This window comes from uncultured Pseudoteredinibacter sp., from assembly GCF_947500695.1.
Lineage (GTDB): Bacteria > Pseudomonadota > Gammaproteobacteria > Pseudomonadales > Cellvibrionaceae > Pseudoteredinibacter.
This window is the reverse complement of the sequence record NZ_CANMSS010000009.1, coordinates 40,298-55,284: the sequence shown is the minus strand read 5'-3', so window position 1 is coordinate 55,284 and position 14,987 is coordinate 40,298. Positions and strand designations below refer to the sequence as shown.

The window sequence follows — 14,987 nt, the reverse complement described above, 5'->3', positions numbered from 1 at the left end:
GGCCTTGTCTCGTAAAGGTTGGTTTAGCCAAGAGAATAGTCCATAAAAGCATCATCTAATTTGTTGGCAAATAAATGGTTGCTGTAATTACTAAGAGTCTTGGCAGAAATAGCGACGAGAATTGCTAAGACCACTTCTTCTTCATAGCCTTCAGCAAACGCTTTGGCGACTACCGCTTCACTAGGGCGGCCTCGACTTTGATTCAGTTCTATAGTGAGCTCTCGCAGGGCTGATAACTTGCTATCATCGATCGCTCCACCGCTGCGCAAGGCGCTTAGCAAGGTTGCGGGCATCTGAGCCACTTTATCGGCGATCATGCTGTGTGCAGCTAAGCAGTACTGGCAGCCGTTATCCTTACTGATCGTTAGAAAAACCACTTCTTGCTCAATTGGGCTGAGCTTGCTGTTTTCACGAAACTCGGAGTAGCTCTTTAAGTAACTGCGCAGCAGTGCCGGTGAGTTGGCCATGCTGCGATACATATTAGGGACCAGGCCTAAATTGGCCTTGGCGGTGCCGAAAAGCTCAGCTTGCTCTGGTCCAGCCACCTCATCACTGATGGCTTCAAGGTTTTGAAATACAAAGTGCTGTTGTACTGACATAGTGTTCTCCAATGCTTAAATTTGCTAAATGTCTGTTTGTTCAGACAGTGGAGTTAGTCTATTTTTGTATTTAAAATGGGACAATAACCTTGCAGTAAACACATTGTTTAATAAAATGAACAATGGATCGAGGGGAGATGTCCAAACAAAGCTAAAACATTTAACTAAGGCTAAATAGATGCAAAGAAGTAAGTTGCTACCAGCATTGATCAGCTTCGCAGAAGTCGCAAAGCAACAGTCTTTTACAGCGGCGGCGAAGCAATTAGGTTTAAGTAAGTCGGCCGTAAGCCAACAGATAAAGCGCCTTGAAGCGCAGCTTGGTCAGCAGCTGCTGTCCCGGCACACTCGTGGCATGAACTTGACGGCACAGGGGCAGCGCCTACTGGCACGCTGTGAGTTTCTGCAGCAGCAAGTGGATCATATAATCAACGAAGTAGAGCAGCAGAAAGAGCGTCCATCTGGGCGTTTTGCCGTTACGTTGCCGCATTCATGTGAGTTGGATATTGTGATTCCTGCTATTCAGCAATTGTGTGTGGAATTTCCTGAGATTGAGCCTCATGTCGACGTCAGTGATCAGCCTAAGGATTTAATTCAAGATAAATACGATGTGGCCATTTACGCTGGTGACCTGGCTGATAGCCAGTATCGCGCGCTGAACATTGGCAAAAGCCAAGAGCTGCTCTGCGCGGGTGCAGCTTATTTGCAAACGGCGAGTAAATTATCTTCCCCAGAGCAATTGTTGGAGCAAGCGATGGTTGCGGCACCATGGCAAGATAAAAGCATTGAATTGCACCATGAGCTGCATGGGGTGATGTCATTAGAGCCACAATTTATTTGTCGCTGTAATAGCCTCAGCAGCAGCTTGAGTTTTATTGAGAAAGGCTTGGGGATTGGGCTAATTCCCGAGTTTGCTCTTGCTCAGGCTTTACGTGCAGGGCGTGTGATAAAAATCCTTGAAGATTATCGCGGAAAAACTTGGCCATTTTATTTTCTGCACCGTTTTCATGGGGACAAGCCAGTTCATGTTGAGCGTTTATATCAATTAGTGAAATACTATTTTGAGCAAGCGAATCGTTAATTGCTCGATTCTGAACTTTTCTGCTTTTTGCTAAAAGGCCGTTTTTTAGCTGCGGTCTGCTCAAGTAGTCTAGGGCCTGTTAACACTAATTAATATATAAACCTGCAAAATAAAAAACGGGCAATAGCAGTCCAACCACTATTGCCCGTTAGCTCCTCGAACTCGCTTGGCTCAGATTACTTTTTTTGAGCCATATAATCCATAGTTAAATTCACCAATAGTTTAACACCTAGCTTCATGCCATCATCTTCAACACGAAACTCAGGAGTATGGTGCGCAGGCGCCTCGTTAAGTGGACGGTCTTTTGCTTTGCCGCCAACAAATAAGTACACACCAGGAACTTTTTCTTGGAAGAAAGAGAAATCTTCAGCACCGGTCACTGGGTTTACTTCTTGGACATTGGCTTCACCGGCGGTGCGAGACAGTGTTGGTAGCATCTGACGCATTAGCTCTGGAGTGTTGTAAGTTACCGGATAGCTATAGTTCAGCGGCAGTGTAACTTCAGCGCTAGCGTTCATACTCTTAGCGATATGCTCAGCCTTGCGACGTACGCCTTCGTGTACCTTCTCACGAACGCCTTCATCCAAGGTGCGAATCGTACCGATAATTTCAACTTCATTAGGAATAATGTTTGAGCGAATACCGCCTTGAATCTTGCCCACAGTCACTACAGCGGCTGATTGTGTAAGGTTGGCTTCACGGCTTACTACGGTTTGTAATCCCATGATGATTTGTGCCGCGGTAACGATTGGGTCGGTACTTAACCATGGGTAAGCGCCGTGGGCTTGTTTGCCTTTTACGACAATCTTGTATGGGTCAACGGCTGCCATAATGCCGCCGCTACGATATTTCACTACGCCAACATCGGTTTGAGAATTAATATGCAAGCCAAAAATAGCATCGACATCCGGGTTTTTCAGAACGCCTTCTTTAACCATCAGCTCAGCACCGCCTTCTTCACCATCAGGGGCACCTTCTTCGGCAGGCTGGAAAATAAACTTCACCTTGCCCTTAAGCTGATCTTTATGCTCGACAAGAATTTTAGCCGCACCCATCAGCATGGCCATATGGGTATCGTGTCCGCAGGCGTGCATAACGCCGGTTTCTTGACCGCGATAGGTCGACTTAGCTTTGGAAGCGTAGGGTAGGTCAACGGTTTCTGTTACCGGCAGGCCATCCATATCGGCACGCAGTGCCACGACTGGGCCTGGTTTACCGCTATCTAATACAGCCACAACACCGGTATGAGCAACACCCGTTTGTACTTTCAAGCCTAAACCCTTGAGGTATTTGGTGACATACTTTGCGGTTTCAAATTCGCGATTGGATAGCTCAGGATTCGCATGAAAATGGTGGCGCCATTCAATGACTTGAGGCTCGATTTTATCGGCCATTTTGCTGACGCTATCGCTGGCGAAAGCCGGACTTGCTACGGCAACAGCTAAGCTGGCCAAAGCAAAGGAGAGGGGCTTCATCATAGTACTTCCTTTAGTTTTTGTTTTGCTATTAAGAATATAACGATTGAGCGTGGGGAGACCAGAAAATTAGGAGCAACAGAACCAGTATTTGTTGTATTCTAGTGAGTTACATCCATCGGTAGGTTCGCCATCCTAGTTAAAGCTAGAGTACAAACACAAGGAGTAGTTAGGTGCCTAGAAATCCAATTTCTTTTATTGTTAGAGTCTTTGCCCTCATCATTATTTTGCAAGCTTGCAGTAGCCCTCAAATGGTATTTGAAGAGGAAGATATACTGGCTGTCCCTGCGGATTCTAATGAGTACTGGGAAACCGTTATTTCGCACAAACCACGCTACCCTTGGAGGGCCTTTAATATTGGTCTAGATGGCTGTGTAAACGTCTCTTATGTTATCAATAAAGAGGGTAAGCCTAGATCCTTTAAGATTTTGAAGTCTAGTGTAGAAAGGGTATTCGATAGTGCAGCATTGACAGCTGTTCAAAAGTTCCGATTCAAGCCTAGCGACGACAACCCCGAGCGGCGAATCGTCAGAACTAACATCGTGGTATATTTCTTAATAGGTGGCTCAAACAAATTTGAAGATTCCGACCCCGATGAAGTAAAAAGACGTTGCTCCCTAGATTAAATGAGACTTCCCAATAAGATAAGCGCTATTAACAACTCGGTTGTAAGCGTATAAAAAGGACCACACTATGAAGCTATTTATTAAGGCCGTAATAATCTTCGGCTTGTATTCTGGTTTATCGATTGCCCAAGGGCTCCAATCCAAAGAGGTCATATCTTGGCTTGAGATGGTTGATAGCGGTCAATACGCCCAAAGCTGGGATGCAGCCGCGCCATATTTTAAATCTCAGGTCGCAAAGGATGATTGGCAAAAAGGCTTAACGCAGGTGCGCAAGCCGCTGGGTAAGGTGCTAAATCGCCAGATCAGTAATAGCGATATTCGCTCGTCTTTGCCCGGGGCGCCTGTGGGGGAGTATATTGTGGTTACTTTAAGCGCCAGTTTTGAAAAAATGAGTAGGGCTACCGAGACGGTGACCCTTAAAAAAGAGGGCGATAATTGGCAAGTTGTAGGCTATTACATTAAGTAGATCTGATATAGCGGCAGCTGGGTGAAAAGTGACCGTTAGTTATCTCTGCTTTCAATGCAGGTTTACTGGCTGGCTGTATTTTGACCTTAAGTTATTGAATTTGAGCTAAATTTAGGGATTGAAGCACATTTGTCTGAATAGTTTATGTTAAAGACCTTGACTTTATATGGCTTGCCCTATAGCCTGCCTTCAGCTGAAAACGAGTAGCTTTTTACAGTTCCATTACGACGTAATTTATATTTCATCGTCCTGTAGTTGTTAAAGAATTTATCTGTTTCTTCATGCTAAACACGCCTCATGAAGGCACTATTATTTTTACCTACGGGATTTTATCTAATGTCTGACACTGTTACTGGTACCGTTAAGTGGTTCAACGAAACTAAAGGTTTTGGTTTTATCGAGCAAGAGAACGGTCCTGATGTATTCGCACACTTCAGTGCTATTTCTGGCAATGGCTTCAAAACTTTGAATGAAGGCCAAAAAGTTGAGTTCACTGTAACTCAAGGTCAGAAAGGCCCTCAGGCTGAGAATATCGTTGCGCTATAAGCAAAAACGGTAAATATCTCTTTCAAAAAGCAAGCTTCGGCTTGCTTTTTGCGTTTCTGGGGGGGTATTTTGATGATTTTCCGCAATACTGATAAGCAAACATAATTCAGCATACGATTATGCCCCTAATACTGACATTCATATTTTGCCTGCTCTCCTTTAGCCTCAATGCTCAGCAGTTAGTGGATAGCGGCTATCAAGTTAAAAATACACAAGACTATTTCCTAAGCACACATCGACCGCGTGTCCTTATCGATGCCGCTCATGCCAATTTCCACACCTTAGAGGGCAAGTATCAGCCCTTTGCCAAGGTCTTGAGGCGTGTAGGCTTTGCGGTGTCCAGTAATCAGAAAAGCATCGATGCAGAGCTGCTCAAGAGCACTGATATATTTGTGATTGCTAATGCCTTACACCCGAAGAATCGTAAAAACTGGGATTTGCCGAATTACCCTGCATTTAGCCGTAGTGAAATAGAAGCTCTTTTTAATTGGGTGAAAGAGGGCGGCTCATTAATGTTGATTGCCGATCATATGCCCTTCCCCAAAGCAGCAGAAGAGCTGGCCGAAATTTTTGGTTTTCACTTCTCAAACTCTTATGTCGAAATTCTCGGTAGCCGTGAGCAGTATTTTGAGATCAGTGATAACAGCCTCCAAAGCCATGCAATACTAACAGGGCTTCCGGACTCACAAGCGATTACTAAAGTTCGTGGCTTTATGGGGCAGGCCTTTCTAGCGCCTCCGCAAGCTAAGCCTATTATGAGCTTTAGCAAAGCGGCTGTAGCCTATATGCCGAAGAAATCTTGGGGTATAGATGACGACACAGCAACTATTTCAGTGCAGGGCTGGCAGCAAGGGGCGAGTTTGGAGTTGGGTGAAGGCAGGCTTTTGGTATTCGGCGAGGCGGGTATGTTTACTGCTCAAGTTTCCGGCAAAGAAAGATGGAAAATGGGTTTGGCTGCAAAAGGTGCTGAGCAGAATGAGCAGTTTTTGATTAACAGCTTATTGTGGTTGGCGAGAAAGATATAAATTCCCGCCCACCGGCTGCGAAGATCTACGGCTTGCTAAATAAAAGCGCCGCTTTGCTGGGGTCTATAAACTCAATGTCTTGAATCATGTTATTTTCCAAGCGAAAAATAAGCAGCTGATCTTCTGACTGACTAAATTTCTCGGCAAGCGCTTCGTCTTTAATCAGTAACAGTGTGTATGCGTAATCTCGCATTTTAGGCAGTGCGAACATCTTGGTAATAAGGCTGGGCATGCCGCTGATATCTGCGATATAGCGTGCATTGTGCTTGCTCAGAAAATCCTTTTCTTGCTTACTCAAAAATTCATGAACTTGCTCGGATACCTTTTTATCAAAGGATATTAAGAGCAATCTATCTTGATTGTTGATTTTGTGTTTTTTGTCGAATTGATCAGTGAATTCAATGTCGGGAAACTGATCACCAGCTTTAAGTTCGGCAAAAGTGGGTAGTGATAATAATAAGCAAAACGCTATCGCGAGGCTCTTGAATAGAGACATAGACGGAACTCCAATAAATGGCTAGTAAAGTGGCTGATCAGGGTTCGTAGCTTAGAACAAATAGTGGGCAGGAATGAATATAGCCCCTATGATTTTTATAGGGGCTATATTAACACAAGTCAGAGTCAGTCATTGAATCAAGGCGTAGAATAGATTTTCTTTTTTATTCGCTGTTTTCCCATTGCGGAGCAATTAATCGGCGTCGACCATCTTGGCTTAGGATGGCTGAGTCTTCGTCACGACCGACTTTATCCCAAAGGTTGCAGGTGACTTCCTGGTGATTTTGATCAAGCCGTTCGCAATAGTTACTGTACTCGCACAACCTAACTTCTGCACCGCAGCCACTTTTTACTTTGCGAAACCAATCTGGGTCTGCAATGGCTTGGCGGGCGATTCCAATAATATCGGCCTGCTCTTGCTGCAAGATATTTTCAGCCTGCTGATAGCTGTGAATACCACCAGCGACCACCACGGGTGTTTGAAAACCGGCGTCACGTATTGCCTGTCGGATACTGGCGGTGGGCTCGATGTTGCGGCCAAATGGACCTTGCTCATCGGACTGGAAGGAGGGCATACACTCATAACCGGACTGTCCAGTGTAAGGGTAGGCGGCTTGCCCAACCTTGGGGCGCTTAGCATCGTCAAATTTTCCACCACGTGATAGTGAAATAAAGTCCATACCGGCGCGTGCAAACTCGGTGGCGAAATACTGTGCGTCGGCTAAATGGCTACCGCCTTCAATAATTTCGTCACTTAAAAAACGGCAGCCCAATGGATAATCCATTCCTACGCGTTCGCGAACTTTGGCAAAAACCTCCAATGGTAGGCGAACTCTGTTTTCACGCGGGCCGCCATAGCCATCGCTGCGAATATTTCGGGCAGAGAGAAAAGAGGCCATGGTATAGGCGTGGGCGTAGTGCAGCTCAATACCATCAAAGCCTGCAGTCTTGGCGCGCTCTGCGGCATCTGCAAACAAATCAGGTAGAACTTGGGGCAACTCTTGTAGATGTGGCTCTGGGTCAAAAACTCGTTCGCGAAAGCCCTGATATAAAGACTCCAGCTGACGCTCGTCGAGCACTCGAGCTAGAGCCTCCTCATCCATATCCGCCAAAGCAGATCGAATTTCGCTTTCTGTTTTATCTGTCTCTGACGTTTGCTGTTCAAATCTTTTTCGTAAATCATCGTCGATATGTAAAAAGCGTTGAAAGAACTTTTCGGGCTCTGGACGACGTCGTATCGACAAGAAGTCGATCAACTGAATATAAATTTTAGTCTGGCCCTGACTCGCTTCATGAACGGTTTGGGTGAGCTTTTTTAGACCTTCTATATAGCGATCGTGGCCGATGCGTAGTAGGGGGCCACTGGGTACATCGCGGATGCCCGTGGCCTCAATAACGATTGCGCCCGGCTGGCCTTCAGCAAAGCGGCGATACCAGTCCAGTACATTGTCAGACACATAGCCGTCTTCAGTGGCACGCCAAGGAACCATGGCCGGAATCCAGCTACGTTGGCTGAGTTCTAGCGGACCATATTTAAAGCCTTGGAACAATAAAGCTCTAGCCGCTTCCTCTTGGCTCGGCCAAGGCTCATCCAATGGAGTGAATTTTATTCTCTGGGGCGGCTTCCACATAAGACTACAACCATTTATCGGTAAAAAATTTACATGTAATGTTAATTTTTATAGCTCAAATAAGCAAGCGCACCCCAAAATGAGCTTAGGGGCACTGTAATTTGTAGGGTTAGATGAGTCTACGAGGGGATTTGTACAGCAACAATATCCGGCGTATTAAAGCTGGCGCCTATAGGGCGCGCTCTAGGTCAATAACGGCTCGATCGAGCACCTGGTTTAGAATGATAGTCGACTCAATATGGGCAACCTTGTCGACATGGGCCAGATCATGCTTGATAAAGCGCTCGTAGGACTCTAGGTCCTTGGTGACAATCCGAAGGCTGTAATCATGCCGGCCGGCGAGCACGCAGCACTCCATTACCTGGGGAAGCTCGGCAACAGCCTGTTCAAACTCTTTGCCATTTTGAGCGGTGTTACGCTCGAGTTTTACAAACACAAAAGCCGATATCTGCAGGCCCAGTTGCTTACGATCGAGCTGGGTGCGGTATTGCTTGATCAGGCCCTGGGATTCAAGTTTGCGCAGGCGTCTCAAGCAGGGTGTTTGAGATAGGTTAACACTCTCGGCTAGGTCGGCATTACTAATACGGGCATTGGCCTGTAGGGCCTTTAATATTTTTATATCGATCTTATCCAACTTGATCGCTTCTTCTATATTCATTGGCAAAAATCACTCGAAATATTCACTTCTAGGGGATTTTATGCTCAAAAGGGTAAAAAACATAGCCCGCTGCGCCAAAGGATGCCGATTGGCAAGCTCCTTTGTTTTAGCGGGCCGAAAAAGAAATAATCGCTTAAATTGCGCGCTTAAGCAGCTGCCGCGGCATCATATTCTTGGGCAAGCTGCTCTACCCAAGCCTGAACTCGAGCGTCGGTTTGCTCAAACTGCTGGTCTTCATCAACCGCTAGGCCAAAGAAGTAGGACTTGTCTTCGCTGCAGCCTAATGAGGCTTCAAAGTCATAACCCTCTGTTGGCCAATAGCCAATCATTTTGGCACCGACTTTGAGCACACGTTCATGCAGCCAACCCATGGCGTCGAGGAAGTAATCACCGTAGCCTAGCTGGTCTCCGAGGCCATACAAGGCGATTTGCTTACCCTGCAAGTTGGCATCTAGGATAATGTCTTCACGCTCTTCCCAGTCTTCTTGGATGCCACCAAAATCCCAGGTAGGAATACCCATTAGGATTAAGTCGTAATTGGTAAAGTACTGGCTATCAATATCAACGATATTAACCATCTCGACTGCTACGCCTAAGCCGGCAAACTGTTCGCATATTTTTTCACCAACTTCTTCGGTATTGCCGGTATCAGTGCCAAATACCAAGGCTACTCGAGCATCGCTAATTGCGCTCATGGGGAAGGCCTCCAGATTTCAAATTTCGCTAATGATAATGACAATGATTATTATTAACAAGTTTCAATTGGAGTAAAATAAAACTTTATTGCACATAAGTAGGTTTGAACCCCATTGCGAGGCTTTGTACACTTAGGGCTATTCGTCGATTGGGCTTTAAGGCATTGGGGTCGGCAGCTAAGCATTTGATTTGGAAATAATTTTGACTGATAGTTCTGAACTAGAGAATACCGAGCCGGCTAGCGGCAATTTACCTGGTTTAAGCCAGCTACTTGAGGCCTTTCAGAAACAGCGCCCGCTAAGAGGGGGCTCCCTCATTATCACGGTTTTCGGTGATTCAATTTCCCAGCACGGAGGCTCAGTATGGTTGGGCAGCTTGATTGAGGCACTTGAACCCTTTGGTTTAAACCAGCGCCTAGTGCGGACATCGGTTTACCGCTTGATTCAAGAGGGCTGGTTGGATTCAACTCAGGTTGGGCGACGTAGCTATTATCGCTTTACCGAGTTTGGTTTACGCCAGTATCAAAAGGCCGCTCGCCGAATCTATGCGCAATCGCGCCAAGACTGGGATGGTAAATGGACTCTGGTGATGCCAGCCTATGTCGTCGATGACGCCCGTGAGCAAATGCGTAAAGAGCTTACCTGGGCCGGTTTTGGGCAGCTTACCGCTGGAGTGATGGCACGCCCCGGCGCTGAGCGACAAAGCCTAGACGAAACCCTACAAGAGCTAGAGATTCACGATAAAGTTGTGGTGATGACAGCTTCAACCGAAGATCTCTTATCCCAGTCAGCCCTTAAGCAGCTTTCGGCAAACTGTTGGGATTTAGATCAGCTGGAAGCGCGCTACCTTGAATTTTTGGATAAATTCCGTCCCTTGCAAGCGGCAATCCCCAAAACTGGCCCGCTTGACCCAAAAAGCTGTTTTCAATTGCGCAGTTTATTGGTGCATGAATATCGCCGAATCCTATTGAAAGATTCCGATCTTCCGCAAGAGCTACTACCTAACGATTGGGCAGGCAACGCAGCGCAACTACTGACAGCCAATATTTATAAGCGGGTACATCGCTATGCTAAACAGTATTTATGTCAGATGATGGAAACCGCTGATGGGCCATTGCCTGAAGCATCAGCCAGTTACTATAAGCGCTTTGGTGAGTTGAGCGAGTAACGCTTTAACAACTCAATAAGCGAATTAAAAGGATGTCTTGTAAAAAGGGAAGTTTAAGCTATGCCTCGCTATTTCTTACTAATTTCTTGTTTTGTACTTTTTTTAGCTTATTGCCAAGAAAGTTTTGCTGCGCGTAAATCTCAGCCATTTGATTCACAGACTGTGAAATTTGAATTTGAGGATAATTGGCTAGTCTTTCAAGCTCTGGTAAATGGTAAATCTCGGCGAGTGATACTTGATTCAGGTGCTAGCGTCTTTTGGATGAGAGAGGGTATATATAAAGATCAAAAACTCAGGGCTTGTCGCTCCCAGTTAATTAGCGACTTTGCGAAACACTCGAAGAAGTATAAAGTTTGCCCGGGCTTAATGATTGGCTTATTCGGGCGCCGCTACATTATGAACGCCACAGTTTTATCGAGTGACGATCATTGGCTTAAAGCTAAGTACAACTTTGATGGCTTGTTGGGCGTTGAAGTCTTTAATGATGCAGTTTTTGAAGTCGATAGCCGCCGTAAGATTGTAACCGTGCATGAAACCACGCAGTATTCGCCGAAACAGGCTGATAGCAGCGTAAGTATTAAATACCGGCGCCAAAGGCCATTTGTTGATATTGAAATTAATGGGCGAGAATATACGGCTTTGCTAGATACCGGCTTTGGTGGCAGTATTCACTTGCCGCGTAAGTTTTCCGATCTTTCCGATGGAGAATTTACCCCCAAATTAAGTAAGGGTGTGAATCGCGCTGGCATGGTTGAAGACAAAAAGGCTGCGATAAAAAGTATTTCGATCGCTGGCTTAGAACTAAAAGACGTTCCGGCTATTATTAGGAACAAGAGAACCGCCCCTAGCGCTGCTGATGCTGTGGTGGGGATGGGCTTGTTAAGGAACTTTATTGTTACCTTCGATTTTCCTCACAGGCGCCTACATTTAAGACCCTATCCTGAGGGAAGGGCAGAGTAATTTTTTGTCTTCTTTATTTAGGTCCTATGCAAGGCATTACTTAATTAGTTGGCGAGTAAAGCCTCTATATCCAAGAGCACACCCTCATATTCCCAATACATTACCCGCCCGTGGCTACCGCTCACCAATAGAAAGTTTTCACTAACGGAAAGAAGGCGATCTATTGCAAGCAGTTTGGTGGTGAAGTTCTCTTCTTTAACTTCCTCGCTGATTTCTTGATTGTGGCTGTCGTAACCGTGCACGATTATGGCAGTTTTAACACTAACTTTGATAAATGACATGACAGGCTCCGTGATTGGAGTTAGATTCTTTGCCCTACTGTATTATAAATTCCCACAAGGTGGATTTAGTTTTATCGATAAATGTAAAGCTTTTCACTGTAGTGCTTGAAGACAAAAATAATAAGGAAATCTCAAGATGCGCACGATCCCATTTCCGAGCTCTATCGGTGAAGTATTTGCTTTGGGCTTAACCTATAAGGCTCATATCGAAGAAGTTGGGGCGAAAGAAACTGAGCCCATGATATTTGCCAAACACTGCTCAGCAACTGTTGGTGATTGTGATTTAAGTTTGCCCAATGAAGACTCTTTGTGGCAAGCACTTGAATCCTTAAACCCGGATATTGCCCAAAAGGTGAAAGCCACTGTTCCTACAATGCCACTGATGCTTGATTATGAAGTTGAGTTGGGTATGTATTTGGATGAAGATGTCACTTCGGAGCAATTAAATCAGCCTGGCTGGATGCCTCGCTTAGGACTTTTCTTGGCCAATGATATCAGTGCCCGCAGTTTGCAGCTTTGTGGGGAGCTCGCGGCCAGCGAAAAAGAACGCATGGAGTATTGGACCTTATCCAAGAGCTTGCCAGGGTTCTTACCGGTGGCTGAAACCATTTTCTTTCCTGAAACACTATCTCCAGATACATTCCCTGATATTGAGCTGAGTTTATCGGTGAATGGCGAGCAGAGGCAAAAAGACAATTGTCGTAATATGATTTACCCACCCAAGCTCATGTTGGAATACGCCCTTAAAGCTGCCGGCGATAGGGGTTTAAAAGCAGGGGATTGTATTCTAACGGGAACCCCAGCGGGGGTGGCTCTGCGCCTAACCGCATTTAAAAAGTTTATGGCTAAGATATTGCCTGCGAAGCTAAGGGTTAAGTTAGCACTTAAAGGCGCTGCGAAGGAGCCAAACTATTTAAAGGTGGGTGATGTCGTACAGATTTCGGCCAACGATTTAGGGGCACATTGCTTGCGAATATGTGAGTAAATATCGAGCTATTTTGCTCTAAGACGACAGCTCATTTGTCCGTTTAACCACAAATAGCGATTGTCAGATTTGTCACACTAAAAGTGTGCGCTGGTTCACAAGGGGCGCTCCCCATTTTTGCTACTTTGCAACTGCGGTACTAGATTGTATCGAGTGACTTGGCCTTTTTGATGGTATTTAAAGCCTGATTGATCAGGAATTATTACTACCGTGAAAAACGTGGCCAAGCCGAAACAGTTTTGGAAAAGGATGCCTTTCCATGAGAGCTTTAGTAGCCAGTATCTGTTGCTTGTTCAGTTCTTCACTTTTGGCCCTGGAAGCCCCAGAAGCCATGGTCCCGAAGGGCGTAAAGCCAGGTGAAACCTTCTATATTGTCTTTGTCACAGCCGCCAATGATATTGGTACCTTTAGCAGTGTCGAAAAACTCAATGAGATCGCCAATTTTGAGGCTGATTCGAGTAATTTCAAAGGCACTGACGACCCCAATATTGAATGGAAGGCGATGTTTGGTCATGCCGATGGTACCGTGCAAACGACTAATCTGTTTGAACAGGCTGACGCTGCCATTTATAACCTAAACGGCGATAAAATCGCTGACGATGTCGCCGATATGTTTGATGGCAATTTAGATGCTCCCATTGCCTACGAGCAATCAGGTTTTCAAGTGAGCAGCTTGGTATTGACCAGTTTTAGTGCTGAAGGCGAAACGGTTGCCGGTGGTTTGGCGACAGCCGATGGTAGCTGTCCGGTTGGCCTGGCAGGGCATAAGGGCGCTGCTTGGGCAATGAGTGGCCCGAGTTACTGTGGTAGCGGCAAAGGGGACGAGCGCATGGGAGCCTTATATGTTGTCTCTCCCTTGCTTACCGCACCGGGTGAGCCTGAAGTGTCCCAGCAAATGGCGGTATTAAACTTCCTTAGCAATTTACTTCCTACGGCCGCTGGCGGTAAAAAGGAAGATCAAGAGCAGAAAGAATGAGCTTGCTCGCATAGCGTTGCACAAAATAGCGTTGAACAAACAAAAAAGGCCAAGCGAATTGCTTGGCCTTTTGCTTTTTAGCGGGATAAAAAATAGAGCATTTACTCTACGTCTAAAGCACCGCGGCGAATTTGGTCGCGTTCCATCGATTCAAATAGCGCTTTAAAGTTACCTTCACCAAAGCCATCGTCTTCTTTACGCTGAATAAATTCGAAGAAGATTGGGCCCACTTGGGTTTCTGAGAAGATCTGCAGTAATAGGCGTGGCTCGCCACCTTCGGTGGTACCATCTAGCAAAATACCGCGTTTTTGCAGCTCATCTACTGGCTCACCATGGCTAGGTAAACGCTCTTCCAGCATTTCGTAGTAGGTGTTTGGCGGCGCCGTCATAAAGGGGATGTTCTTTTCTTTTAGCTTATCCCAGCATTCAAGAAGGTTGTCGCAAGAAAAGGCAATGTGCTGGATGCCTTCGCCGTTGTATGCCATTAGATATTCTTCAATCTGGCCTTTACCACCGGCGGCCTCTTCATTCAGAGGAATTCGGATTAGCCCGTCGGGTGCGGTCATGGCGCGAGATTGCAAGCCTGTGTACTCACCTTTGATGTCGAAGTAACGAATCTCTTTAAAGTTAAATAGGCTCTCGTAATAATTCGCCCAATAATTCATACGACCGCGATAAACATTGTGAGTCAGGTGGTCAATAACCTTAAAGCCGCAGCCCTCTGGGTGCTTATCAACGCCTTCTAGATAAACGAAGTCGATATCGTAAATACTTGAATTGGGTTCAAAACGATCCACTAAGTACAGCGCGGCTCCACCAATACCTTTCACGGCAGGAAGGTTGAGTTCCATCGGGCCAGTCTGAACATCCATTGGCTGCGCGCCGCGCTTAACAACTTCATCATAGGCATGGCGAGAATCTTTTACGCGAAAAGCCAAGCCGCAAGCACAAGGGCCGTGTTCTTCAGCAAAGTAATAAGCCGGGCTGTTCTTCTCATAGTTAGTGATAAAGTTGATATCACCTTGGCGCCATAACTGGCAGTCTTTACTGCGATGGTTGGCGATATGGGTGAAGCCTAGTGATTCAAATACAGGTTCTAAAACACCTTTTTCAGCGGCAGCAAATTCTACAAATTCAAAGCCACAAAGGCCTATTGGGTTCTCAAATAAATCGGCCATTAATGGCTCCTTATCATCAATAAATATCATCGGCTTAGTAAGGATCAAAGGATAAGGGCAGCGGAGAGGAATTATCTGTCTATTTTCCCCTGTTTTAATGCAATTAAAGGTGGTATCTTCCTGTTTAATATAAATTTAGGGTGAT

Annotated in this window: 17 protein-coding genes; 9 read left to right on the top strand and 8 right to left on the bottom strand. The window is 45.8% G+C overall.

The window, feature by feature from the left end; genetic code table 11:
* Positions 1–23: 23 nt before the first annotated feature.
* Positions 24–599, bottom strand: a complete 576-nt coding sequence (locus Q1A08_RS15780) for a carboxymuconolactone decarboxylase family protein (RefSeq protein WP_299774640.1) — start codon at positions 597–599, stop codon at positions 24–26.
* Positions 600–777: 178 nt separating this feature from the next.
* Between Q1A08_RS15780 and Q1A08_RS15775 the strand changes: the two genes are divergently transcribed.
* Complete coding sequence (locus Q1A08_RS15775; protein ID WP_299774638.1) at positions 778–1,677, top strand: LysR family transcriptional regulator; 900 nt, start codon at positions 778–780, stop codon at positions 1,675–1,677.
* A 176-nt stretch (positions 1,678–1,853) separates the two neighbouring features.
* On the opposite strand, the gene Q1A08_RS15770 is transcribed toward Q1A08_RS15775, so the two are convergent.
* Positions 1,854–3,155, bottom strand: a complete 1,302-nt coding sequence (locus Q1A08_RS15770; protein ID WP_299774636.1) for an amidohydrolase — start codon at positions 3,153–3,155, stop codon at positions 1,854–1,856.
* 170 nt (positions 3,156–3,325) lie between these two features.
* Between Q1A08_RS15770 and Q1A08_RS15765 the strand changes: the two genes are divergently transcribed.
* From Q1A08_RS15765 to Q1A08_RS15750, 4 genes are all read left to right on the top strand, one after another.
* Positions 3,326–3,778 (top strand): energy transducer TonB, encoded by a 453-nt coding sequence (locus tag Q1A08_RS15765; protein ID WP_299774634.1) that lies wholly within the window; start codon positions 3,326–3,328, stop codon positions 3,776–3,778.
* Between the two features lie 67 nt (positions 3,779–3,845).
* The gene (locus Q1A08_RS15760; protein WP_299774632.1) at positions 3,846–4,244 is read left to right on the top strand and encodes a DUF4019 domain-containing protein; all 399 of its coding nucleotides are present in this window, start codon (positions 3,846–3,848) and stop codon (positions 4,242–4,244) included.
* A gap of 336 nt (positions 4,245–4,580) precedes the next feature.
* The gene (locus tag Q1A08_RS15755) at positions 4,581–4,790 is read left to right on the top strand and encodes a cold-shock protein (protein WP_299774630.1); all 210 of its coding nucleotides are present in this window, start codon (positions 4,581–4,583) and stop codon (positions 4,788–4,790) included.
* A gap of 119 nt (positions 4,791–4,909) precedes the next feature.
* Positions 4,910–5,815, top strand: a complete 906-nt coding sequence (locus Q1A08_RS15750; RefSeq protein WP_299774628.1) for a DUF4350 domain-containing protein — start codon at positions 4,910–4,912, stop codon at positions 5,813–5,815.
* A 25-nt stretch (positions 5,816–5,840) separates the two neighbouring features.
* Here Q1A08_RS15750 and Q1A08_RS15745 read toward each other — a convergent pair whose 3' ends face one another.
* The 4 genes from Q1A08_RS15745 to Q1A08_RS15730 all read right to left on the bottom strand — a co-directional run bounded on the left by Q1A08_RS15745 (position 5,841) and on the right by Q1A08_RS15730 (position 9,294).
* The gene (locus tag Q1A08_RS15745; RefSeq protein ID WP_299774626.1) at positions 5,841–6,311 is read right to left on the bottom strand and encodes a hypothetical protein; all 471 of its coding nucleotides are present in this window, start codon (positions 6,309–6,311) and stop codon (positions 5,841–5,843) included.
* A gap of 163 nt (positions 6,312–6,474) precedes the next feature.
* A complete protein-coding gene (locus Q1A08_RS15740; RefSeq protein ID WP_299774624.1) occupies positions 6,475–7,941 on the bottom strand; it encodes an NADH:flavin oxidoreductase in 1,467 nt (488 codons plus the stop codon).
* Positions 7,942–8,110: 169 nt separating this feature from the next.
* Complete coding sequence (locus Q1A08_RS15735; protein ID WP_299774623.1) at positions 8,111–8,599, bottom strand: Lrp/AsnC family transcriptional regulator; 489 nt, start codon at positions 8,597–8,599, stop codon at positions 8,111–8,113.
* Positions 8,600–8,745: 146 nt separating this feature from the next.
* On the bottom strand, positions 8,746–9,294 hold the full coding sequence (locus Q1A08_RS15730; protein ID WP_299774621.1) for a flavodoxin: 549 nt from the start codon (positions 9,292–9,294) through the stop codon (positions 8,746–8,748).
* A gap of 202 nt (positions 9,295–9,496) precedes the next feature.
* Here Q1A08_RS15730 and paaX point away from each other — a divergent pair, with 202 nt between their 5' ends.
* The gene (gene paaX, locus Q1A08_RS15725; RefSeq protein ID WP_299774619.1) at positions 9,497–10,462 is read left to right on the top strand and encodes a phenylacetic acid degradation operon negative regulatory protein PaaX; all 966 of its coding nucleotides are present in this window, start codon (positions 9,497–9,499) and stop codon (positions 10,460–10,462) included.
* Positions 10,463–10,624: 162 nt separating this feature from the next.
* On the top strand, positions 10,625–11,422 hold the full coding sequence (locus Q1A08_RS15720) for a retropepsin-like aspartic protease (protein WP_299774617.1): 798 nt from the start codon (positions 10,625–10,627) through the stop codon (positions 11,420–11,422).
* 44 nt (positions 11,423–11,466) lie between these two features.
* Here Q1A08_RS15720 and Q1A08_RS15715 read toward each other — a convergent pair whose 3' ends face one another.
* The gene (locus tag Q1A08_RS15715; protein ID WP_299774615.1) at positions 11,467–11,703 is read right to left on the bottom strand and encodes a hypothetical protein; all 237 of its coding nucleotides are present in this window, start codon (positions 11,701–11,703) and stop codon (positions 11,467–11,469) included.
* Positions 11,704–11,839: 136 nt separating this feature from the next.
* Here Q1A08_RS15715 and Q1A08_RS15710 point away from each other — a divergent pair, with 136 nt between their 5' ends.
* Positions 11,840–12,688, top strand: coding sequence for a fumarylacetoacetate hydrolase family protein (locus tag Q1A08_RS15710; protein ID WP_299774613.1), 849 nt, complete (start codon positions 11,840–11,842; stop codon positions 12,686–12,688).
* Positions 12,689–12,947: 259 nt separating this feature from the next.
* Positions 12,948–13,664: a hypothetical protein gene (locus Q1A08_RS15705; RefSeq protein WP_299774611.1), complete on the top strand. Its 717-nt coding sequence runs from the start codon at positions 12,948–12,950 to the stop codon at positions 13,662–13,664.
* Positions 13,665–13,765: 101 nt separating this feature from the next.
* Here the strand turns inward: Q1A08_RS15705 and hppD are convergent, their stop codons facing one another.
* Positions 13,766–14,842 carry a 4-hydroxyphenylpyruvate dioxygenase gene (hppD, locus tag Q1A08_RS15700; protein WP_299774609.1) on the bottom strand — a complete coding sequence of 359 codons (1,077 nt, stop codon included), beginning with the start codon at positions 14,840–14,842 and terminating at the stop codon, positions 13,766–13,768.
* Positions 14,843–14,987: the final 145 nt, after the last annotated feature.